Origin of the sequence: Nocardioides nanhaiensis (assembly GCF_039542785.1) — a bacterium.
Classification (GTDB): domain Bacteria; phylum Actinomycetota; class Actinomycetes; order Propionibacteriales; family Nocardioidaceae; genus Nocardioides; species Nocardioides nanhaiensis.
On record NZ_BAABIM010000001.1, the window covers coordinates 237,613 to 258,970 of the forward strand.

Consider the following 21,358-nt stretch of genomic DNA (forward strand, 5'->3'; position numbering starts at 1 on the left):
TGGGGCTGGTGAGGCTGTTGGGGGCGCGGGGGTTCGTGGGGCTGGGAGGCGATCCCACGTCCACGTGGGATCGCGGAACAGGGGGGCCGGAATTCTGGCCCTCCGGTTCCGCGATCACCCCTCCACTGTGATGCGAGCGACGTGTGAGGCGCTTGGGGCGGCGACGGCGACGCGCCCTGCCGGCTTCGGCCGCCTGGCAGCTACCTCGCCGACCGCCGACCGCCGGTCCCTCGTCCGACCGTGACCGGTGGCCGAGGACTACCTAGACCAACCCCAGCGCGTGCACGATCTCCTCCTCGGCGTCGACCAGGTGGGCGCGCAGGAAGCGGTGGGCGGCCTCGACGTCGTCCTCGTCGAGCAGCCGCACCAGGGCGGTGTGGGTCTCGGCCTGGTCGTGGGCGTTGCGGTTGATCCGCTCCACCTGCGCCAGGGCCAGGCGCAGCTCGTCCATCAGCCCCTCGGCCATCGACACCAGCCGCGGGCTGCCCACGAGCGCCACCAGCGAGACGTGGAAGGCCAGGTGCCGGGCGTTGAGCTCCTGGTAGCTGGCGCCGGCCCGCACCGCCGAGGTGTAGGCGTCGAGCGTCTCGTGCACGTGGGCGCGCTGGTCGGAGGAGGCCGCCTGCCAGGCGCGGACGCCGGCGCCCTCGAGCACCCAGCGGGCGGCGCAGACGTCGCGCACCGAGGCCGCCTGGGGCGTGGCGACGGCGACGCCGCGGTGCGGCTCGCGCACGGCCAGCCCCTCGGCGACCAGCACGGTGAGGGCTTCGCGCACCGTCGAGCGGGAGACGCCGAGCGACTCGGCGAGCGCCACCTCGCGCAACGGGGTGCCGGACTCCAGCTCGCCCTCGAAGACCGCGCGGCGCAGCTCCTCGGCGACCCGGTCGACCGTGGAGGAGTGCTCCAGGCGCAGGCTCGCGAACGGGCGCTCGGCGGGCATCCGCGCATTCTTGCCTGCTGGGCTCCGGTGCGCCACACTGGCGAATGTCTGATTGTCAGACAATATGAGCCACGTCACGCACCCGTGACCGATGACCCGGAGGTGGATCCATGACCGACACCCGCGCCGACACCCGCGCCGACGCACTCACCTGGGGCCGTCACTACGTCGCCGTCGAGCCGACCCACTTCCGGGTCGAGTACGCGATCAACCCCTTCATGGACCCCGCCGTCCAGCCCGACCCCGCGCTCGCGATGCAGCAGTGGCGCACCCTTGTCGAGACGCTGCGCGGCCTCGGCGCGCACGTCGACGTGCTCCCGCAGCGCCCGGACGCGCCCGACATGGTCTACGCGATGAACCTCGGCCTCGGCGTCGTCCGGCCCGACGGCGGTCGGCACGTGGTGATGAGCCACATGCGCTACCCGCAGCGCCGCATGGAGACCGCCTCGGCGCAGGCCTGGTTCGCCGAGCACGGCTGGAGCACCTCGCAGGTCGGGCGCGACGGCGTCGGAGCGCACCTGGAGGCCGGTGACGCCTTCGCCTGGCGCGGCGACCTGGTGGTCGGCTACGGCCCGCGCACCGAGGAGCTGGCGCTCAAGCACCTGGCCACCGACCTCGGGGTGCGCATGCACGGGTTGCGCATCACCCACCCGGGCATGTACCACCTCGACCTCGCCTTCTGCCCGCTCGACGAGCGACGCGCGCTCATCTGCCCCGAGGCCTTCGACGACGCCTCGGCCGCCGCGCTCCTGGAGCTGGTGCCCGAGCCGCTCGTGCTCACCGAGGCGGAGGCGCTGACCACCTTCGCCGCCAACTCCGTGGTCGTGGGTCGCACCGTCGTCATGCCCGACTGCCCCGATCACGTGCGCGCGCAGCTGGAGTCCTGGGGGTTCGAGGTGGTCGTGCTGGACCTGGGCGAGTTCCACAAGGGGGGCGGCTCGATCCGCTGCCTGACCAACCCCGTCGACCTCACCCTCGGGCGCGACCTCGTGGTGCAGGACACCCCCACGGTGGTCCTGCCCCCGGTGTAGGCGTGTAGCCGCCGACGGCGCTGGGTAGCGTCGTCGCCGTGTTCCCGGTCGGCGGCGTAGGCGTGATGCTGGTGCTCATCGCACTGGCGGGTGCCGCCTGCGCGCTGCTCGGCTGGGCCACCCGGCGGCGCCTCGGGCTGCTCGGTGCGACGACGCTGGCGCTGCTGGTCTGGAGCCTGGTCGTCATCGGCGTGCTCACGCTGATCCCGGCCAACGGCGCCCCCGGCTGGGTGATGGCCGAGGAGCGGCTCGAGACCTGCTCCTTCGACTACGGCGGGCCCGCGCCCGAGGGCTTCTGGATCTTCGGCGGCGGGCAGCGCATGCTCAACGTGGCGATCTTCGTGCCGGCCGGCGCGCTGCTCGTGCTGTTCGCGGCGCGCTGGCCGCGCACGGCCTGGCTCACCGCCCCGTTCGGCGTCCTGGCGCTGGCTGCCTCGTCGGTCGTCATCGAGCTCGCCCAGCTCGAGCTCGCCCGCCTGGACCGGGCCTGCGACGTCACCGACATGGTCGACAACGCCACCGGCGCCGCGGTGGGCGGCGCGGTGGGGTTGGTGCTCGCGCTGCTGCTGCGGCCGTGGCGCCACCGCGGCGTGGATCCCGGTCGCGGACGATGAGTCCGGAGCGCGGGACCGGTCGGCACTGACATGCGCACTCTCGCCATCACCCAGAACATCACCCTCGACGGCCGGATCGAGATGCTCGACGACTGGTTCGACGGAGCAGCCCAGGGCGACGCTGGCCACGAGGAGCAGCTGGCCGAGAACGCCCGGCAGCGGCAGCGGGCCGACGCCCTGCTGGTGGGTCGCAGGACGTTCGAGGACTTCCGCCACTCGTGGCGCGCCCTCGCGGACGACGCGACCGGCATCTCGGACTACCTCGACGGCGTGCGCAAGCACGTCGTCTCCAGCACGTTGGACGAGGCCGACCTGGACTGGGCGGGCAGCAGCGTGCTGCGTGGGGACCCGGTGGCCGCGGTGCAGGAGCTCAAGGCACGGCCCGGCGGCGACATCGTGTGCACCGGCAGCATCCGGCTCACCCACACCCTGGTCGCGGCGGGGGTCGTGGACGAGTACCGGCTCTTCGTCTACCCGGTCGTGCAGGGCCGGGGGCAGGGACTCTTCCCCGAGGGGCACTCCGCCTCCGGCCTGCGGCTGACCGAGGCCCGCGCCTTCGGCAACGGCGTCGGGTACCTGCGCTACCGCGCTGGCTAACCTCGGCGCATGGCCCACCCCCAGCCCCGCTCCAGCGTCGCCGCCATCCCGGCGTACGTGCCCGGCAAGCCCTCTACGCCCCGTGAGGGCCTGACCACCTACAAGCTCTCGTCCAACGAGAACCCCTACCCGCCGCTGCCCGGCGTCGTCGAGGCCGCCCACGGCGCGGTCTCGGTGATGAACCGCTACCCCGACATGGGCAACAGCGCGCTGTACGCCGCGCTCTCGGCGCGGCTCGGGGTGCCGGTGACCCACCTGGCCGCTGGCACCGGCTCGGTGGCGCTGATCTACCAGCTGCTGACCGCCTTCTGCGAGCCCGGCGACGAGGTGGTGCACGCCTGGCGCAGCTTCGAGGCCTACCCCATCGCCATCACGACGGCGGCCGCCGTCAGCGTGCCCGTGCCGGTCGCCGCCGACGGGCGGCACGACCTCGACGCCATGGCAGCCGCGATCACCGACCGCACCCGCGTCGTGCTCGTCTGCACCCCCAACAACCCGACCGGCCCCGCCGTCACGCAGAGTGACCTGGACGCCTTCCTGGCCCGGGTGCCCGAGCACGTGCTGGTCGTGGTCGACGAGGCCTACCTGGAGTTCGTGCGCATGGACGACGCCGTCGACGGCGTCGCCACCTATGCCCGGCACCCGAACGTGGTGCTGTTCCGCACCTTCTCCAAGGCCTACGGCCTGGCCGGGTTCCGGGTGGGCTACGCCGTGGCGCACGACCCGGTGGCCGCCGCACTGCGCGCCGTCTCGCTGCCCTTCGGCGTCTCGCACGTGGCGCAGGCCGCCGCCATCGCCTCGCTGGAGAACGAGGCCGCGCTGCTCGAGCGGGTCGACGCCCTGGTGGCCGAGCGCGACCGGGTGGTCGCCGGCCTCGCTGACGCCGGGTGGACCGTGCCCGAGCCGCAGGGCAACTTCGTCTGGTTCGGGCTCGGCCCGCGCACGCCCGAGCTGACGGCGGTAGCGGAGGCCGCCGGCATCACCGTGCGGCCCTTCGCCGGCGAGGGCGTGCGGGTGAGCATCGGCGAGCCCGAGGCCAACGACCGCCTGCTGCAGCTGGCGCGGGAGCTGCGCCCGTGAGCGGCGCGCCCGTCGTCCCCGTCGTGGTGGTCGGCGCCGGCATCTCCGGCGTGGCCTGCGCCCGCGCCCTGCAGGCCGCTGGCGCGCCCGTGCGCGTGGTCGACCGCGGGTACCGCATCGGCGGCCGGATGGCGAGCAAGCGCCTCGACGACCGCGCCGTCGACCTGGGTGCCTCCTACTTCACCGTCTCCGACCCGGCCTTCGAGGCCGTGGCCGCCGACTGGCGCGACCGGGGGCTGGCCGAGCCCTGGACCGACACCTTCCACGTCGTCGACGCGACCGCACCCGGCGGTGCGCTGGAGCCCAAGAGCGGCCCCGTGCGCTGGCGCGCCCCGGGCGCGTTGCGCTCGCTGGTCGAGGACCTCGCCGCACCGCTGGAGGTGGAGCGCGCCGAGGTCGCGCAGGTCGACCGCGACGAGCGCGGCGTCCTCACCGTCGACGGCGAGCCGGCGGCCGCCGTCGTGCTGGCCATGCCCGACGTGCAGGCACGCCGGCTGCTCGGCCCCGGTCTCGAGGGGGTGGGTGAGCAGCTGACCCGCGACTTCGAGCCGGTGCTGGCCCTGGTCGCGCGGTTCGCGGAGCGCAGCTGGGGCTTCGACGGCGTCTTCGTCAACGGCGACGACGACCTGGCCTGGATCGTCGACGACGGACGCCGCCGCGGCGACGACGCCCCCGTGCTGGTGGCGCACACGACGCCCGAGCGCGCTGCACACCACCTGGAGGACCCGGAGGGGGCCGGTCCTCTCCTGGTGGCGGCGCTGCGCCGGGTGCTCGGTCTGCCCGAGCCAGAGTCGCACGTGGTGAAGCGGTGGTCGCTGGCGCGGCCGGTCGGCGAGCGCGAGGAGCCGTACCTGCTGGCCGGCGGCGAGAACACCGAGACCGGCCTGCTCGGCGTCTGCGGCGACGGCTGGGGGCCCACGCCCAAGGTGGAGGGCGCCTACCTCTCGGGGCACCGCCTGGGGCAGGCGTTCGCCGAGCGACTCGCCTGACGGCCGGGGGAGCTCCGGCCGTCGGCGGGACCGACTAGCGGCGCTTGCGCAGGAACCCGCGGGCGGCCTGCTCGACGCCACGCGCGATGTCGCCGTTGGCGCTGCCGCGGGCGTGCCCGCGGCGACCGGCACCGCCGACACCTCCGACCCCTCCCGCGGGGCGACGTCGTCCGCCGCCGGTGACCCTGCTGATGAGCTGACGAAGCATGGTGCTCTCCCTCTTCTGGTCCCCCCGAGATCGAGGGGGTGAATCGGTCAGGTACCCGCCCGCTCCGACAAACCTCCGGTACGTGAGGCCTCGTCGAGGGGCTCCGGGCGGCGGTCGAGCTCACGCCAGCGCGGGTCGAGCGCCGGGGCCGTCGTCACCAGCAGGTACGCCACGCCGCAGGTGAGCATGGCCGCGGCCAGGCCCCACGACTCCACCAGCAGCCCGCCGACCAGGCCGCCCAGCGGCATCAGCGCAAAGCACAGGGCGGTGCTCAACGAGGAGACGCGGCCGACCAGCGGTGCCGGGATGCGCTCGAAGATCACTGCTCCCAGCACGGGGTTGAGGAACCCGGAGGCGAACCCGGCGACGGCGAACACCGCGGCTACCGCCACGAGCGGCACCTCCACCACGAAGATCGCGAACCGTGGCAGGCCGGTGAGCAGGAAGCCCACCAGGTAGACGGTGTAGCGCGGCAGTCGGGAGGCGAACGCGGCGGCACAGGCGGCACCCAGCGCCGAGCACCCGCTCATCAGGGCCAGCAGCAGTCCCAGTGCGGCAGCACCCTCGCCCGAGGTGACCGCCCACACCGGCATCAGGACCGCGCTCCACGCCATGTCGAGCAGGTTGGTGAGCGCCACCATGACCGTGATGCCGAGCAGGAGCGGGTCGCTGCGCAGGAAGCGCCAGCCCTCCCGCAGCTGGTCGAGGTAGCGCTGCTCGCCCGGCTCCACCTCGCCCGCCGCGGCAGCAGTGCTCTGCACCGGGACGCCGGCGGTGGCCCAGGCCAGCACCAGCGCCGCGACGCCGAGCGCTCCCGCGTTGACCACCAGCGCCTCGGCGGCCCCCACCGAGGCCACCAGGATGCCGGCGAGCGCCGCCCCGGTCATGGACGCGGTGCGCTCGGCCGCGCCGTCGAGGCCGGTGACGCGTTCCAGGGGCACCCCGGCGTGCGCGGCCAGCGCGGGCGACATGGCGTTCTGGGCGCTCTCGCCCGGGCCGCGCAGTGCGCCCGCCACCGCCACCAGCACCAGCAGCAGCGGGAAGGTGAGCGCGCCGGCCAGGTGCAGCGCGGGGATGGAGCCGACCGCGACGACCGAGAGCATCTCGCAGGTGAGCGCGACGCGTCGCGGGCCGACCCGGTCGATGATCGGGCCGCCGAGCACCTTGAGCAGCACCAGCGGCGCCATCTCGCAGAGCGCGACGAGCCCGGTGAGCGCGGCGCTGCCGGTGAGCTCGAGCGCGAACAGGGGCAGCGCCACCATCGAGACGCGCGTGCCGGTGGTGGAGAGGAAGCCCGCACCGAGCCACCCGGTGAAGGCCCGGTTCACCGCTCCTCCTCCGACTCCGGCACCGCCCGGGCGACGCGCCCCGGCCGGGGGAAGGTGTGCAGCACGACCACGAAGTCCTCGGCGCCCTCGTCGGCCGGGTCCTCGTCGGTCTCCTCGATGGCGGCGATGAGCGCCGTCATGAGCGCCTCGGCACGCCGGGGGGTGAGCCGCAGGCCCCAGTCGCTCAACGTGGAGGCGCGTCGCCAGGCGTCGGGCACCAGCTCGCGCTCCTCGACGGCGCGCTGCAGCTGCTCGGTGTGCACCACCGCCACGGCCTGCACGAACGCGTCCTCGGCGGCACGCGCCTCGGGGTCGGTGGTGAACTCCGTGCGGGTGCTCTGGGCCGAGGCCCGCCACCACCGCTCGCGGCCGTTGCCCCGCTCGGCGTCGTCCTCCACGAAGCCGTGCTGGGCCAGCTGGCGCAGGTGGTAGCTGGTGGCACCGGAGTTGAGGCCCAGCCGGGTGGCCAGCGCCGTCGCGGTGGTGGGTCCCTCGCTGCGCAGCAGGCCCAGGATGCGCAGGCGCACCGGGTGGCTGAGGGCGCGCAGCTGGTGCGGCTCGGGCGTGATCGAGGTGAGGTCCACGAGAGCACCGTAAGTCCACAAAGATGTCTTTGCAAATAGTTCTTTGCGATCGGCCGGGTCGCTTCGCAACACGCCGGCTACCTGCGCGGTGCGCGGAGCGGGCAGGCTGGGCGCATGTCCATCAAGGTCGCGCTCGAGCACCGCACCAGCTACGACTTCGCGCACCCCGTGCAGGTCGGCCCCCACGTGGTGCGACTGCGGCCCGCGCCGCACTGCCGCACGCCGATCGAGGCCTACTCGCTGGACGTCTCGCCCGCCGAGCACTTCGTGAACTGGCAGCAGGACCCCTTCGGCAACTGGCTGGCCCGGCTGGTGTTCCCCGAGAAGGTCAGCCGGCTGGAGATCACCGTGGGCCTGGTGGCCGACCTGATGACCATCAACCCCTTCGACTTCTTCATCGAGGAGCACGCCGAGACCTTTCCCTTCGCCTACGAGCCGCAGCTGGCCGCCGACCTGGCGCCCTACCTGCGGCCGGTGGAGGAGGCGGAGGCCGCCCGGGCGCTGCGCGACCCGGACGCCGCGTCGCCCGAGCCGGTGCCCACGGTGCAGTTCCTCGCCGACCTCAACGCCGCGGTGCACCGCGAGGTGGCCTACAGCGTGCGCATGGAGGCCGGCGTCCAGACGCCCGACGAGACGCTCGCGCGCGCCATCGGCTCGTGCCGCGACAGCGCCTGGCTGCTGGTGGCGATGCTGCGCCAGCACGGCCTGGCCGCGCGCTTCGTGAGCGGCTACCTGGTGCAGCTGACCGCCGACCAGGAGGCGCTCGACGGGCCGAGCGGCCCCACCGCCGACTTCACCGACCTGCACGCCTGGGCCGAGGTGTTCGTGCCCGGCGCGGGCTGGGTCGGCATGGACCCCACCAGCAGCCTCTTCGCCGGCGAGGGCCACATCCCGCTCAGCGCGACGCCGCACCCCAGCAGCGCCGCACCGATCGAGGGCGTCACCGACCCGGTGGAGGTCACCTTCGGCTTCCACAACGAGGTGCGCCGCATCCACGAGGACCCGCGGGTCACCAAGCCCTACACCGAGCTGCAGTGGGCGCGCGTCGACGCGCTGGGCGAGGCCGTCGACCGGCGCCTGGTCGAGGGTGACGTGCGGCTGACGATGGGCGGGGAGCCCACCTTCGTCAGCCTCGACGACGCCACCACCGACCAGTGGAGCACCGACGCCGACGGCCCCGAGAAGCGTGTGCTGGCCGGCACGCTCGCGGCGCGCCTGCGCGAGACCTACGCGCAGGGCGGTGTGGTGCACCGTGGGCAGGGCAAGTGGTACCCCGGCGAGCCGCTGCCGCGCTGGAACATCGCGCTGCAGTGGCGCACCGACGGCGTCGACCTCTGGCAGACCCCCGAGCTGTTCGGCGACCCCTGGGCCGAAAGCAACACCGCACCCCCGGAGGCTGCCGAGGCGCTGGCCCGGCGGGTCACCCGGGTGCTCGGCCTGCCGGAGCAGCACCTGCTGCCGGCCTTCGAGGACCCGCTGGCCGCCCTGGTGGAGCAGGTGCGCCGGCCCGTCGGCGAGCCTCCCCCGGGAGAGCCCACGATCGACGACGTCGCCACGCTCGACGCCGGCGTCCAGACCCCCACCGGCTGGGTGCTGCCGCTGGTGACCGCCGAGACCGGCTGGACGAGCCCGGCGTGGCGGTTCCGTCGCGGCCGGCTGGTGCTCACCCCGGGCGACAGCGCGGTCGGGCTGCGGCTGCCGCTGGACGCCATCGCGTGGCGCGACCCCGAGGCCGCCGGGGAGCCGAGCTACCTCGAGGCCGGGCCGCCGCTGGAGCCGCAGGTGCCGGTCGTCACCGTCGTCGACCCCGAGGAGGTGCCCACCACCGCGATCGCGTTCGAGGTGCGCGAGGGCCTGGTGCACGTGTTCCTGCCGCCCACCGAGCGGCTGGAGGACTACGTCGACCTGCTCAAGCTGGTGGAGGTGGCGGCCCGGCGCGTGCGCGACGAGCTGCCCGGTGGGCTGGTGCTCGAGGGCTACGGACCGCCGCCCGACAGCCGGCTGACCCAGCTGGTGGTCACGCCCGACCCCGGCGTGATCGAGGTCAACGTGCAGCCCACCGCCAGCTGGGCCGAGCAGCGCGACCTGCTGACCACGCTCTACGACGAGGCCCGGCGCGCGCGGTTGACCACCGAGAAGTTCGACCTCGACGGCCTGCACACCGGCACCGGCGGCGGCAACCACCTGACCCTCGGCGGCCGGCAGCCCGTGGACAGCCCGCTGCTGCGTCGGCCCGACCTGCTCGCCAGCCTGGTGACCTACTGGCAGCGCCACCCCAGCCTGAGCTACGTGTTCTCCGGCCGTTTCATCGGACCCACCAGCCAGGCACCGCGCTTCGACGAGGGCCGGCCCGAGGCCGTGCACGAGATGGAGATCGCGCTCGCCGAGATCCGCCGGCTGCAGGCAGCGGCGCGGGAGGGCGACGCCGACGTCGAGACGGACGAGAGCGGTGATCACATCGCTCCGTGGCTCGTGGACCGCGCGCTGCGGCACCTGCTCACCGACCTGACCGGCAACACCCACCGCGCCGAGTTCTGCATCGACAAGCTCTACAGCCCCGACTCCAGCCGCGGGCGGCTCGGCCTGCTGGAGATGCGCGGCTTCGAGATGCCGCCGCACCCGCGGATGGCGCTGGTCCAGGCGCTGCTGGTGCGCAGCCTGGTCGTGATGTTCTGGGAGCGCCCGCTGGTGGCACCCCTGGTGCGCTGGGGCACCACGCTGCACGACGACCCGCTGCTGCCCGAGGGCGCGGAGCGCGACCTCGCCGAGGTGGTGGCCGACCTGCGCGCGGCCGGCATCGACTTCGAGCAGACCTGGCTCGCACCCTTCACCGAGTTCCGCTTCCCCCGGATCGGGGTGGCCACCGGCGGCGTGGGCGCGGGCGCGTGGGAGCTCGAGCTGCGCCAGGCCATCGAGCCGTGGCACGTGCTCGGCGAGGAGGCCACCGGGTCGGGGACGGCGCGCTACGTGGACTCCAGCGTCGAGCGGCTGCAGGTGTCGGTCCGCGGGATCGACCCGCAGCGGCACCTGGTCACGTGCCAGGGTGTCCCCGTGCCGCTGACCCCCGCTCGGACAGACGCAGGCGCGTCCTACGCGGGCGTGCGCTACCGGGCCTGGCAGCCGTGGTCGGCCCTGCACCCCTCGATCGAGGTGCACGCGCCCCTGGTGTTCGACGTCGTCGACACCGTGGCCGGCGTCAGCCTCGGCGGGGCGACCTACCACGTGGTGCACCCCGGCGGCCGCGCCTACGAGACGCCACCGGTCAACGCGCACGAGGCCGAGGCGCGCCGCGCCGCGCGCTTCGAGCCCCACGGCCACACCGCGGGCCACCTCGACGTCGGAGCCCTGCGCGAGGCGGCCGCGACCGCCGCGAGCCCCGACCACCCCCACACCCTGGACCTGCGCCGAGCCCGGGTCAGGACCCGGGTCGAGTAGCACCCCCGTGACCGTCTTCTCCGACTACGCCGCCCGGGTCACCCAGCCGGCGCTCGACGGGCGCGTGGAGCGCTACGACGAGGTCGTGCGCCCCGACGGCTCGCTGCGGCCGGCGTGGCGGGAGTTCGCCGAGGTGGCCGTGGCGATCACCGACCGCGACCTGCGGCGCGTGGACGAGGAGATCGGGCGCTCGCTGGCCGACGACGGCGTCACCTACTCCCGCCCCGGCCGCCGGCTGGGCCCCTGGCGGCTGGACCCGGTGCCGCTGGTGCTCGACGCCGAGACGTGGACGCCGCTGGAGGTCGGCCTGGCCCAGCGCGCCGAGCTGCTCAACGCGGTGCTCGTGGACCTCTACGGCGAGCGTCGGCTGCTCGCGGAGGGCGTGGTGCCCGCCGCGGTGGTGATGGGCCACGCCGGCTACGTGCGCGCCGTGGCGCGGCCCAGCACCATCGAGCCGCGGCCGCTGGTGCTCTCGGCCACCGACCTGGGCCGCGACGCCCGCGGCGAGTGGCGGGTGCTGGGCGACCGCGCGCAGGCGCCGTCGGGGATGGGCTACGCCATGGAGAACCGGCGGGTGGTCTCGCGGGTGCTGCCCGAGCTGTACCGCGAGGCCCGGCTGCACCGCATCGAGCCGTACTTCTGGGCGCTGCGCTCGGCACTGCTGCAGTCGGCCTCGGGCGACCTGGCCGACCCGCGGGTGGTGGTGCTCTCGCCCGGCACGCAGTCCGAGACCGCCTACGACCAGGCGTTCATCGCCTCCTCGCTCGGCTTCCCGCTCGTGGTGGGCAGCGACCTGGTCGTGCGCGACGGCTCTGTCTACCTGCGCGGGCAGGGGCGCCTGGAGCGCGTCGACGTCATCCTGCGCCGCGTCGACGCCGCCTGGAGCGATCCGCTCGAGCTGCGCGGCGAGAGCCAGCTGGGCATCGCCGGGCTGACCGAGGCGGTGCGCCGCGGTCGCGTGCGCGTCGTCAACGGCCTGGGCGCCGGGGTGCTCGAGAACCCCGGGTTGCTGCCGTACCTGCCCGCGGCCTGCGAGCTGCTGCTGGGCGAGTCGCTGCGACTGCCCTCGGTCGCCACCTGGTGGTGCGGCGAGCCCGCCGGCCTGGAGCAGGTGCTCGACCGGCTGGAGGGGCCCGACGCCGTCACGGTGCGCGCCCTCGACGGCCCGAGCACCGGGCTGCGCCACCTCGAGCCGGCCGAGCTGCGGGCGCGGGTGCTGGCCGCCCCCCACCGCCACGTGGGCCAAGAGCAGCTGCCGTTCTCGCAGGCCCCGGCCTGGCGGGCCGAGCGCTCCAGCCCCACGGGCGGCACCGTGCTGCCGCAGTCGCTGACCCTGCGCACGTTCACGCTGCGCTACGGCTCCTCCTACCGCCCGCTCGTGGGCGGGCTGGCCAGCGTCTACGAGGGCGGGGCGGTGCAGTCCACCACCAGCAAGGACGTCTGGGTGCTCAAGGGCGAGGCCGGCGACCCCGACCAGGGCCTGGCCGAGGTGCTGCCCATGACCACCGGCCGCGCGGTCACGGTGGCCGTGCCGCGCGTGCTCGAGGACATGCTCTGGTTCGGCCGCTACGCCGAGCGTGCCGAGGACATGCTGCGCCTGGTGCTGGCCTGCCACGGACTCTCCGACGGCGGTCGGCCGCCCGGCGCCCGCGCCGGCGGCGGCCGGGCGCTCGACGTGATGCTCGCCGCGGTGCGCCGGATGGCCGGGCACCAGCACGACGACGTCGACGGGGAGCTGCGCTCGGTGCTGCTCGACGGCGCCCGCGACGGCAGCGCCGCCCAGGCCCTGGGGGCGCTCCGCGAGGCCCTGGCCGGGGTCCGCGACCAGCTCTCGCCCGACATCTGGCGGGCCTTCGGCACCACGGACCGGGCCGCCGCCGCGCTGCAGGCCACCCCGCACGGCCACCAGGTCTCCGAGTCGGCCGGACGGATGCTCACGGGCATCCTCTCGATGCAGGGCGTCACGGCCAGCATGATCCGCGACGAGGGTTGGCACATGATCGCCGTGGGGCGCTCGCTCGAGCGCGCCCTGCAGGTGTGCCACCTGCTGGCGGCCACCACCACCGAGCGTCGCGGCATCGACGTCGACCGCGAGGTGCTCAACGCCGTCCTGGTGGCCACCGAGAGCGCCGTCACCCACCGGCGCCGCTACCGGGGCTACGTGCGACCCGGTGGAGTGCTCGAGCTGCTGCTGATGGACGCCACCAACCCGCGGTCGGTGGCGTTCGCGCTGGCCGACGTGGCCGAGCACCTGCCGGCGCTGGCCGCCTCCACGGGCTCCTCGCGACCCGAGCGGCTGGTGGCCGACCTGGCCGCCGATTTGTCCGGCACCGACGTCGCCACGCTGGTGGCGATCGGTGGCGCGAGCCGGCCCAACCTGGAGGCCTTCCTGGCCACGTTCACCGCCCAGCTGCTGCGGCTGGCCGAGGCCGTCGTCGAGCTGCACGTGGCCGACGGGCCCGCCCCGCGGCCCTTCGGCGCGCTGACCTTGGTCGAGAGCCTGGAGCCGGGCCGGTGAGCGTGCGGTACCGGGTGCGGCACACCACCACCTACAGCTACGACGAGCCGGTCACCGACAGCTACGGGTCGTGCTGGCTGGTGCCGCGCGCCCTGCCGTGGCAGCAGGTGGCCGACTACCGGGTCGAGGTGCGGCCCGACCCGGTCGACGTCGGCGAGGACACCGACCACTACGGCAACCACGCCACCTACTTCCAGGTGCGCGAGCCCCACCGCGAGCTGGTGGTGGAGGGGTGCGGCGAGGTCGTCGTGGGCGTGCCGGTGGTCGACGAGGAGGCCGCCGCCACCCCCTGGGAGCGGCTGCGCCCGCTGCTGGAGCCGGCTGCCGACGGCGCCTGGCTGGCCACCGACGTCGCGCTGGAGTCGACGCTGGTGGAGCACGCGGAGGCTGCGCGCGCCTACGCCGCACCCTCGCTGGGTCGTGGGCGGCCGGTGGGGGACGCGGTGGCCGAGCTGGTGCACCGCATCCACGCCGACTTCGAGTACGACCGCACCGCCACCACGGTCACCTCCACCATCGGCGAGATCCTCGAGCAGCGCGCCGGCGTCTGCCAGGACTTCGCGCACCTGACCCTGGCCTGCCTGCGCAGCCACGGGCTGGCCGGTCGGTACGTGAGCGGCTACCTGGCCACGACGCCGCCGCCGGGCCAGGCGCGCCTGGTGGGTGCCGACGCCTCGCACGCGTGGGTCTCGGTGTGGCTGGGCGGCGACCACTGGCTCGCCGTCGACCCCACCAACGACACCGCGGTCGACGAGCGCTACGTCACCGTCGCCTGGGGCCGCGACTACGGCGACGTCCCGCCGGTCAAGGGCGTGATCTTCACCGAGGCCAAGCGCTCGACGCTGCGGGTCTCGGTGGACGTCGCACCCGTGTAACCCACCACCTCTACGGTGTCCCCATGGAGCAGCCGCACGTCGTCGTCCTGTTCGGTGCCACGGGCGACCTGGCCAAGCGCAAGCTGCTGCCGGGTCTGTACCGGCTGCGGCGCGCGGGCCTGCTGACCGACGCCCGGGTGATCGGCACCTCGCTGGAGGAGATCGACACCGAGGCGTTCGTCGACCTGGCGCGCGAGGCGTGCGTCGAGCACGGCCGCGGCGCCTACGACGAGGAGAAGTGGGCGCTGTTCGCGACCACGCTGAGCTACGTCTCGCAGGCCGCCGGACCGGCTGCGCTGGCCGACGCCGTCGCCGAGGCCGAGTCGGTGCTCGCCGACGCCGCGCAGGCCGCGGGCAAGGAGATCCAGCGCCTGCACTACCTCTCGGTGCCGCCCAAGGCCGCGCTCGACGTGCTGCACCAGCTCGACGAGGCCGGGCTGGTGGAGCGCAGCCGGATCGTGATGGAGAAGCCCTTCGGCACCGACCTGGAGTCGGCGAAGAAGCTCAACCACCGGGTGCACGAGGTCTTCGGGGAGGAGCAGGTCTTCCGCATCGACCACTTCCTGGGCAAGGAGGCGGCCCAGAACATCCTGGCGTTCCGCTTCGCCAACGGGCTCTTCGAGCCGATCTGGAACCGTAACTTCATCGACCACGTGCAGATCGACGTGCCCGAGACGCTCGGGCTCGAGGGCCGCACCGCCTTCTACGAGTCCACGGGCGCCTTCCGCGACATGGTGGTGACCCACCTGATGCAGGTGCTGGCCTTCATGGCCATGGAGCCGCCCACCTCGCTGGCACCGGGCCCGATCAGCGACGAGAAGCTGAAGGTCTTCCGCTCGATGAAGCCGCTGCAGCCGAAGGATGCCGTGCGCGGCCAGTACACCGGCTACCGCGGCAAGGAGCAGGTGGCCGACGACTCCGACACCGAGACCTTCGTGGCGCTCAAGGTCGAGATCGACAACTGGCGCTGGGCCGGCGTCCCGTTCTTCCTGCGCACCGGCAAGAAGCTGGCCGAGGGGGCACGGATCATCTCGATCGCCTTCAAGGAGCCCCCGCTCTCGATGTTCCCGCAGGGCTCGAACGTGGGCATGCAGGGCCCCGACCACCTCACCTTCGACCTGGCCGACCAGTCGAAGATGTCGCTGTCGTTCTACGGCAAGCGCCCCGGGCCGGGCTTCAAGCTCGAGAAGCTCTCCATGCAGTTCGCCACCCACGAGACGCCGTCGGCCGGGCTGGTGCTGGAGGCCTACGAGCGGCTCATCCACGACGCGATGCGCGGCGACCACACCCTGTTCACCACCGCCGCCGGCATCGAGACGCTGTGGGAGAAGGCGATCCCGCTGCTCACCGACCCGCCGCCGGTGCGCTCCTACGCGCCCGGTTCGTGGGGGCCGAACGCCATCCACCAGCTCGTCGCCCCGCACGCGTGGCGGCTGCCGTTCGAGCGCACCTGGCGCGACCCCGACGCGCACGGGGTGTGAGCCCGGCTCACGCCTCCACGCGCGTCCCGTCGTCCCGGTAGCGCACCTGCTCGAAGTTGATCGCGCGTCTGCTGTTGGCCAGCGCGGTCACCTGCACCGTGCCGCACACCCCGGAGCGGTCGAACATCACCGACGTGCCCGCGGCGATGCCGTCGTGCTCCGTGCGGTGCAGGGCGGTGAGACCGACGTCGAGACCGTCGGGCAGCCGGGTCAGGGTCAGGGTGAGGTCGGTGTTGATGTGCTCGACGCCGCGGGCACCCCAGTTGGTGGTCAGGCTGGCGCCGTCGGCGGTGGCCGCGGCGGCCACGAAGCCGCTCGGACGCTCCTGCGGGACCACGGGCACCACGTGGTTCCACGAGCTCTTGCGGCCGGCGTTCTGGTGGGCGCCGAAGTCCTGGGACCAGTCGGCGTCGCTGCGCACGAACGGCACGTGCGGCTCCTCGGCGGCCGGGGCCACCTCGAGCGGCGGCGGGGCGAACAGCGGGTCGGGCTCGGGCGCCCAGAGCCCGACGTCGGGGGTCTCGGTGGGCTTGAGGAACAGCCCGGCGGCGCGGGTGACGGTGCGGCCCTCCTGCTCGACGGCGACATCGACCAGCAGCAGGCGCGCGCTCTCGCGGACCACCTCGGTGCGGATCACCAGCGGCTCGTTGCGCACCGGCCGGAACAGGTCGACGGTCCAGCGCGCGGCCCGCAGGTCGGTGCGCCCGGCCGCGTGGACCTCCGACTCGGCGGCGCGCGCCAGGGCGCCGCTCACGGCCACGCCGTGGAGCTGGGTCTCGCTCCAGCTGCTGATCGCGAGGGGGGTGGGTACCAGTGAGGAGCCGTCGTCGTCGAGCGTGAAGAAGGAGAGGTTGTCCGGCATGCGTCAGATCATCCCGTCCCGTGTCCGGAGCCGATCGTGAGGGCCTTCCGCTGTCGCGTCTGCGACAACCAGCTGTTCTTCGAGAACTCGGTCTGCGTCAGCTGCGGCACCGCCCTGGGGTACTCCCGCGAGGAGCGCGCGATCGTGCCCGTCGACGAGCAGGGTCGCTACGTCGACGCCGCCGGCCTGGTGTGGCACGTGTGCGCCAACCTGGGCCTCTCCGGCTGCACCTGGCTCGCCCCGCTGGAGGGTGGGCTCTGCTTCTCGTGCACGCTCACCCGCACGCGCCCCAGCGACGACGACCTGGTCGGGCTGGCGAACTTCCCGCTGGCCGAGCAGGCCAAGCGCCACCTGATCGTCGAGCTGGACACGCTCGGCTTCGCGATCGTCGGCAAGGACCCCGCCGCGGGAGGTGACGAGGAGAACGGCCTGGCCTTCGACCTGCTCTCCAGCGTCGAGGAGAACGTCGTCATCGGGCACGAGAACGGCGTGGTCACCATCGACCTCGCCGAGAGCGACGACGCCTACCGCGAGAAGGTGCGCGCCAGCCTGGCCGAGCCCTACCGCACCATGCTCGGTCACTTCCGGCACGAGGTCGGTCACTACTACGAGTGGCAGCTGGTCCAGGGCGAGGAGCTGATGACGCGCTGCCGCGAGCTGTTCGGCGACGAGTCGAAGGACTACCAGGCCGAGATCGACCGGCACTACGCCGAGGGGCCGCCCGAGGGCTGGGAGCAGGAGTACATCTCCACCTACGCCACCATGCACCCCTTCGAGGACTTCGCCGAGACGTGGGCCCACTACCTGCACATCGCGGACTCGATCGAGACCGCCCGCGAGTTCGGGCTGGTCACCGTCGGCGGCATCGGGGCGTTCTCGACCTTCCGCGACCTGGTCACCGGCGTCTGGGTCCCGCTCTCCACCGCGCTGAACCAGATGAACCGCTCCATGGGCAAGGACGACGTCTACCCGTTCGTGATCCCCGCGCGGGTGCTCGACAAGCTGGAGTTCGTGGCCTCGCTGGCTCCCGTCCGGGAGCCTGTGGGCCAGAATCAGGTGTGACCTCGACCGAGCCGACCTGGTACCGACTCACGACCCGGGTCAGCGACGCCGGCTCGCTGCGCGCTGCCCTGGTCGTGCTCGTCGTCGTGGTGGTCGTGGGCGCCGCCGGCGTCACGGCGGCGGCGCAGGCGGCGGCCGGCTCGCCGAGGGGCATCGTCGCGCGCTACGAGCGGGCCCTCGGCCAGATCCCGGCCGACTGCGACGTGCTCGGCGACGTGGCCACGCGGGCGCACGCCGACGAGCTCGCGCCGCTGTGCCTGCCCACCGGCGACGAGGCGGACTGGGTGTTCGGGTGGCCCGAGGGCGGGGAGGCGACGACGCGCACGCAGGTGGTCTCCGAGACCGAGGACGGGGACACCGCGCGGGTCGAGCTGTTCACGGTCAGCACCTCGCCGGGGTCGCGGGTCGAGGCACGGACCACCTACGTGCTCGAGCGCGAGAACGGGGACTGGCGGGTCGCCGGCACCGGGTAGGCGCGATGCCGGGCGTGGCCTGCGTGAGTGGGTACCGCAGGAGGGAGCCCGACGGGTTCGCAGACGTGTGTCGACGGAGAGGTGGACGAGGTCAGTGGCTGGTCAGGACGGCGGGCAGGACGGCGGGCAGGACAGCGAGCAGGGCGGGTCGTACGTGGAGAAGGGCGGCTTCAACCGCGACATGAACTACGTGCCCGACCGGATCACCCAGGACGGTCGCCGGCCCGAGCACGGCCCGGTCGAGGGCGAGCTGTGGCCGGTGGAGCCGGGCCGCTACCGGCTCGTCGCTGCCGCCGCCTGCCCGTGGGCCAACCGCGCCATCATCGTGCGAGGGCTGCTCGGGCTCCAGGACGTGATCAGCATGGGTCTCACCGGACCCACCCACGACGAGCGCAGCTGGACCTTCGACCTCGACGAGGGGGGCCGCGACCCGGTGCTGGGCTACGAGCGCCTGCAGGAGGCCTACCTCAAGCGCTTCCCCGACTACTCCCGCGGCATCACCGTGCCGGCGATGGTGGAGGAGTCCAGCGGCGAGCTGGTGACCAACGACTTCCCGTGGATCACCCACGACTTCTTCCACGAGTGGCGCGACTTCCACAGCGCCGACGCCCCGGACCTGTGGCCGACCGACCTCCGCGAGGAGATGGAGGAGGTCATGAAGCGGGTCTTCACCGAGGTCAACAACGGTGTCTACCGCTGCGGCTTCGCCGGTGACCAGGAGAGCTACCAGGACGCCTACGACCGCCTGTGGACGGCGATGGACTGGCTCGAGGAGCGGCTCGCCTCGCGGCGGTTCCTGATGGGTGACGCCATCACCGAGGCGGACGTGCGGCTGTTCACCACGCTCGCCCGCTTCGACGCCGTCTACCACGGCCACTTCAAGGCCAACCGGGTCAAGCTGACCGAGATGCCGCAGCTGTGGGGCTACGCGCGCGACCTGTTCCAGACGGCCGGCTTCGGCGAGACGATCGACTTCGCCCAGATCAAGACGCACTACTACGTGGTGCACAAGGACATCAACCCCACCCAGGTGGTGCCGGCGGGCCCCGAGCCCGACGTGTGGCTCGAGCCCCACGGCCGCGGCTGACCCTCGCGGTCTTTCGGTGCGGTCTGGACGGCTGCGCGTCTCCCTGCGAGGCGGCGCGCGCAGCCGCTAGCCTCCCCGCGGGCGCCGCTCGGCGCCCGTCCTCATGGGGGAGGAAGACGTTGGTGCCGCCATGCGACGACGACGCGCCGCCATCCTGGTCCTGCTCGCCGCCCTGCTGACGGCGGGACTCTCCGCCGCGCAGGCGGCGCCCCCCGATCGGTCCCGCGGCGGTGGTGGCGGCGGGGACGCCTGCGGGGAGCCGCTGCTGCGCGAGGACGGCACCCGCTGGGTCTGCACGATGGCGGAGGAGTTTGACGGACGGTCGCTGGACCGCCGGCGCTGGTTGCCGCAGACCAGCTTCGCGACCGGGGTCGAGGGGGCCCGCTCCTGCCACGTGGACTCACCCGCCACGGTGTCGGTGCGCAGCGGCGTGCTGCGGCTCTCGGTGCTGCCTGCCCCGCAGCCCTTCGACTGCGTCGGCCTCACCGCCACCCACTACTCCGGTCAGGTCTCGACCTACCGGCTCTTCAGCCAGCAGCACGGTCGCTTCGAGGTGCGGATGCGTTCCACGCCGACCGAGGAGCCCGGGCAGCCCGGTCTCCAGGAGGCGTTCTGGCTCTGGCCCGACGACCGCTACCCTTCGCTGCTGCCCTGGCCGGCGGCCGGGGAGATCGACGTCGCGGAGACCTACTCCCAGCACCCGGACCTGGCGATCCCGTTCCTGCACTACACGGCCTGGGACAACGGCGGCCCCGTGCAGGGCCTGAACACCGAGTACTGCCTCGCGCAGCGCGGTGAGTGGCACACCTACACGCTCACCTGGACGGCGTCCACGATCGCCATCGACGTCGACGGCCGGCGCTGCCTGACCAACGACTCCGGTGACCAAGCGTTCCAGAAGCCGTACATCATCGCGCTCACCCAGGCGCTGGGCATCGCTGGCAACGCGCACACCGGCACCGCGCCGGCGACCGCGACCACCGAGGTGGACTACGTGCGCGTCTGGCGCTGAGATCCCGGCTCGTCGTCCTGCGCCAGCACGGTGGGTGCCTGGCCCGACCAGAACGCGTCGAGCCCGCGCCACCAGCGCAGCGACTCGGCCCCCAGCAGGGGCTCGAGCTGCTCGGGTGCACAGGCGGGATGGCGACGCGCTGCGTCCTGCAGGTCCTCGAGGTAGCCGATCGTGGCGAGCTCGCGCACGTAGGCGTCGCCCTCGAGGTGCATCCGCTCGACGACGGCCAGCGCCGCCGCGACCTCCACGCGGTCGCCGGCCACGAACCGCCCCACGAGGTGGTCGGCCACTCGGCCGGCGTCGGCGTAGTGCAGCCGCGTGCCGTCGTCCTCGACGACGAGCGGGTCGTGCTCCAGGTCTGCCCAGACCGCCGCGAACGAGGGGCACGCCGCCAGCAGCAGCGGCACGACGTCGTCGCGGGTGATCACGGGGTCAGGCTAGGCCCGGTCGACCTCGCTCTTGGACTTCAGCACCTTCGAGCCGTCCTCCTGCTCGATCAGGTAGGCCGGCTCGTCGTCGCTGGCGTTGCGGGTGATCTCGCTGCCGTCGATGGTGCGGGTGACCTTCTCGTGGAAGACCTCGACCACCTTGCCGGTGGTCGTGTTGCCGCTCCAGTTCCAGCTGACCTCGGTGCCCTTGCGGATGCTCATGCCCCACCGGTTCCCCGAACCGGGTGAGTCAGGCCGGGTCGGGTCCGGATCAGGCCCGGCGCTCGGCCTCCGCCTTGAGCTTGGGCAGGGTGGCGTCGATGCCGGCCTGGTTGCGCGCGGGGAACCCGGCGGCCTTGAGACCCAGCGCGAGCAGCGTCGGGTAGTAGGAGGCGTCCCAGGTCTCGGTGACCCGGGTGCGGCCGGGGTTGCCGGCCACCGGCTCGAGCTCGTAGCGCCAGCGGTGCAGACCCTTGTGGCGCCAGGCGATCAGCCGGTCCGGCTCGAACTCCACGACGGTGTTGCCGATCTTGTACGGCGCCCCCATCTTCATGTCCATGCCGAACTTCGCGCCCAGGCTGAGCCGCTCGGGCCCGGAGACCGAGTCGCGCACGGTGCCCGACCCGTCGATCACGGAGTGCTGGCGCGGGTCGGCCAGGATGTCGAAGATCGTCGACGCCGGGGCGTCGACCTCGATGGAGCCGGTGGCACGCAGGTCGCTCATGCCCTCCAGGATGCCGGACGCCGCCTAGGC

21 protein-coding genes are annotated in these 21,358 nt (G+C 73.5%); 13 read left to right on the forward strand and 8 right to left on the reverse strand.

Annotated elements, in window-relative coordinates; translation table 11 throughout:
* Positions 1–262: 262 nt before the first annotated feature.
* The gene (locus ABD948_RS01050) at positions 263–940 is read right to left on the reverse strand and encodes a GntR family transcriptional regulator (RefSeq protein ID WP_345262188.1); all 678 of its coding nucleotides are present in this window, start codon (positions 938–940) and stop codon (positions 263–265) included.
* 110 nt (positions 941–1,050) lie between these two features.
* Here ABD948_RS01050 and ABD948_RS01055 point away from each other — a divergent pair, with 110 nt between their 5' ends.
* Genes ABD948_RS01055 through ABD948_RS01075 form a run of 5 tightly spaced genes read left to right on the forward strand, consistent with a single transcriptional unit; the run spans position 1,051 to position 5,251 of the window.
* Positions 1,051–1,971: a dimethylarginine dimethylaminohydrolase family protein gene (locus ABD948_RS01055; protein ID WP_345262189.1), complete on the forward strand. Its 921-nt coding sequence runs from the start codon at positions 1,051–1,053 to the stop codon at positions 1,969–1,971.
* Between the two features lie 38 nt (positions 1,972–2,009).
* A complete protein-coding gene (locus tag ABD948_RS01060; RefSeq protein WP_345262190.1) occupies positions 2,010–2,585 on the forward strand; it encodes a VanZ family protein in 576 nt (191 codons plus the stop codon).
* Positions 2,586–2,615: 30 nt separating this feature from the next.
* The gene (locus ABD948_RS01065) at positions 2,616–3,182 is read left to right on the forward strand and encodes a dihydrofolate reductase family protein (protein ID WP_345262191.1); all 567 of its coding nucleotides are present in this window, start codon (positions 2,616–2,618) and stop codon (positions 3,180–3,182) included.
* Positions 3,183–3,191: 9 nt separating this feature from the next.
* Positions 3,192–4,262 (forward strand): histidinol-phosphate transaminase, encoded by a 1,071-nt coding sequence (gene hisC, locus ABD948_RS01070; RefSeq protein ID WP_345262192.1) that lies wholly within the window; start codon positions 3,192–3,194, stop codon positions 4,260–4,262.
* Positions 4,259–5,251, forward strand: coding sequence for an NAD(P)/FAD-dependent oxidoreductase (locus ABD948_RS01075; RefSeq protein WP_345262193.1), 993 nt, complete (start codon positions 4,259–4,261; stop codon positions 5,249–5,251). Before hisC ends, ABD948_RS01075 begins: the two co-directional genes overlap by 4 nt.
* A gap of 34 nt (positions 5,252–5,285) precedes the next feature.
* On the opposite strand, the gene ABD948_RS01080 is transcribed toward ABD948_RS01075, so the two are convergent.
* Genes ABD948_RS01080 through ABD948_RS01090 form a run of 3 tightly spaced genes read right to left on the reverse strand, consistent with a single transcriptional unit; the run spans position 5,286 to position 7,371 of the window.
* Positions 5,286–5,459 carry a hypothetical protein gene (locus tag ABD948_RS01080; RefSeq protein WP_345262194.1) on the reverse strand — a complete coding sequence of 58 codons (174 nt, stop codon included), beginning with the start codon at positions 5,457–5,459 and terminating at the stop codon, positions 5,286–5,288.
* A 47-nt stretch (positions 5,460–5,506) separates the two neighbouring features.
* Positions 5,507–6,787, reverse strand: coding sequence for an MFS transporter (locus ABD948_RS01085; protein WP_345262195.1), 1,281 nt, complete (start codon positions 6,785–6,787; stop codon positions 5,507–5,509).
* Positions 6,784–7,371, reverse strand: a complete 588-nt coding sequence (locus tag ABD948_RS01090; protein ID WP_345262196.1) for a helix-turn-helix domain-containing protein — start codon at positions 7,369–7,371, stop codon at positions 6,784–6,786. Before ABD948_RS01090 ends, ABD948_RS01085 begins: the two co-directional genes overlap by 4 nt.
* Before the next feature lie 114 nt (positions 7,372–7,485).
* Between ABD948_RS01090 and ABD948_RS01095 the strand changes: the two genes are divergently transcribed.
* From ABD948_RS01095 to zwf, 4 genes are read left to right on the forward strand one after another with little or no spacing between them, the layout of a single operon-like run.
* Complete coding sequence (locus tag ABD948_RS01095; protein ID WP_345262197.1) at positions 7,486–10,806, forward strand: transglutaminase family protein; 3,321 nt, start codon at positions 7,486–7,488, stop codon at positions 10,804–10,806.
* Positions 10,807–10,813: 7 nt separating this feature from the next.
* Positions 10,814–13,324, forward strand: coding sequence for a circularly permuted type 2 ATP-grasp protein (locus ABD948_RS01100; protein WP_345262198.1), 2,511 nt, complete (start codon positions 10,814–10,816; stop codon positions 13,322–13,324).
* Positions 13,321–14,199, forward strand: a complete 879-nt coding sequence (locus ABD948_RS01105) for a transglutaminase family protein (protein WP_345262199.1) — start codon at positions 13,321–13,323, stop codon at positions 14,197–14,199. Before ABD948_RS01100 ends, ABD948_RS01105 begins: the two co-directional genes overlap by 4 nt.
* A gap of 23 nt (positions 14,200–14,222) precedes the next feature.
* Entirely contained in the window at positions 14,223–15,680 is a 1,458-nt protein-coding gene (zwf, locus tag ABD948_RS01110) for a glucose-6-phosphate dehydrogenase (RefSeq protein WP_345262200.1), read from the forward strand.
* 7 nt (positions 15,681–15,687) lie between these two features.
* Here zwf and ABD948_RS01115 read toward each other — a convergent pair whose 3' ends face one another.
* Positions 15,688–16,542: an acyl-CoA thioesterase domain-containing protein gene (locus ABD948_RS01115; protein WP_345262201.1), complete on the reverse strand. Its 855-nt coding sequence runs from the start codon at positions 16,540–16,542 to the stop codon at positions 15,688–15,690.
* Positions 16,543–16,578: 36 nt separating this feature from the next.
* Here ABD948_RS01115 and ABD948_RS01120 point away from each other — a divergent pair, with 36 nt between their 5' ends.
* From ABD948_RS01120 to ABD948_RS01135, 4 genes are all read left to right on the forward strand, one after another.
* Positions 16,579–17,604, forward strand: a complete 1,026-nt coding sequence (locus tag ABD948_RS01120; RefSeq protein ID WP_345262202.1) for a zinc-binding metallopeptidase family protein — start codon at positions 16,579–16,581, stop codon at positions 17,602–17,604.
* On the forward strand, positions 17,601–18,077 hold the full coding sequence (locus ABD948_RS01125) for a hypothetical protein (protein WP_345262203.1): 477 nt from the start codon (positions 17,601–17,603) through the stop codon (positions 18,075–18,077). Before ABD948_RS01120 ends, ABD948_RS01125 begins: the two co-directional genes overlap by 4 nt.
* A 181-nt stretch (positions 18,078–18,258) precedes the next feature.
* Positions 18,259–19,164, forward strand: a complete 906-nt coding sequence (locus ABD948_RS01130) for a glutathione S-transferase C-terminal domain-containing protein (RefSeq protein ID WP_345264431.1) — start codon at positions 18,259–18,261, stop codon at positions 19,162–19,164.
* A 130-nt stretch (positions 19,165–19,294) separates the two neighbouring features.
* A complete protein-coding gene (locus ABD948_RS01135; RefSeq protein WP_345262204.1) occupies positions 19,295–20,176 on the forward strand; it encodes a glycoside hydrolase family 16 protein in 882 nt (293 codons plus the stop codon).
* On the opposite strand, the gene ABD948_RS01140 is transcribed toward ABD948_RS01135, so the two are convergent.
* From ABD948_RS01140 to ABD948_RS01150, 3 genes are read right to left on the reverse strand one after another with little or no spacing between them, the layout of a single operon-like run.
* Positions 20,155–20,604: a DUF7674 family protein gene (locus ABD948_RS01140; RefSeq protein ID WP_345262205.1), complete on the reverse strand. Its 450-nt coding sequence runs from the start codon at positions 20,602–20,604 to the stop codon at positions 20,155–20,157. The two genes, ABD948_RS01135 and ABD948_RS01140, sit on opposite strands and share 22 nt — an antisense overlap.
* A gap of 9 nt (positions 20,605–20,613) precedes the next feature.
* Positions 20,614–20,826: a hypervirulence associated TUDOR domain-containing protein gene (locus ABD948_RS01145; protein WP_345262206.1), complete on the reverse strand. Its 213-nt coding sequence runs from the start codon at positions 20,824–20,826 to the stop codon at positions 20,614–20,616.
* A 49-nt stretch (positions 20,827–20,875) separates the two neighbouring features.
* On the reverse strand, positions 20,876–21,328 hold the full coding sequence (locus tag ABD948_RS01150) for an SRPBCC family protein (RefSeq protein WP_345262207.1): 453 nt from the start codon (positions 21,326–21,328) through the stop codon (positions 20,876–20,878).
* Positions 21,329–21,358: the final 30 nt, after the last annotated feature.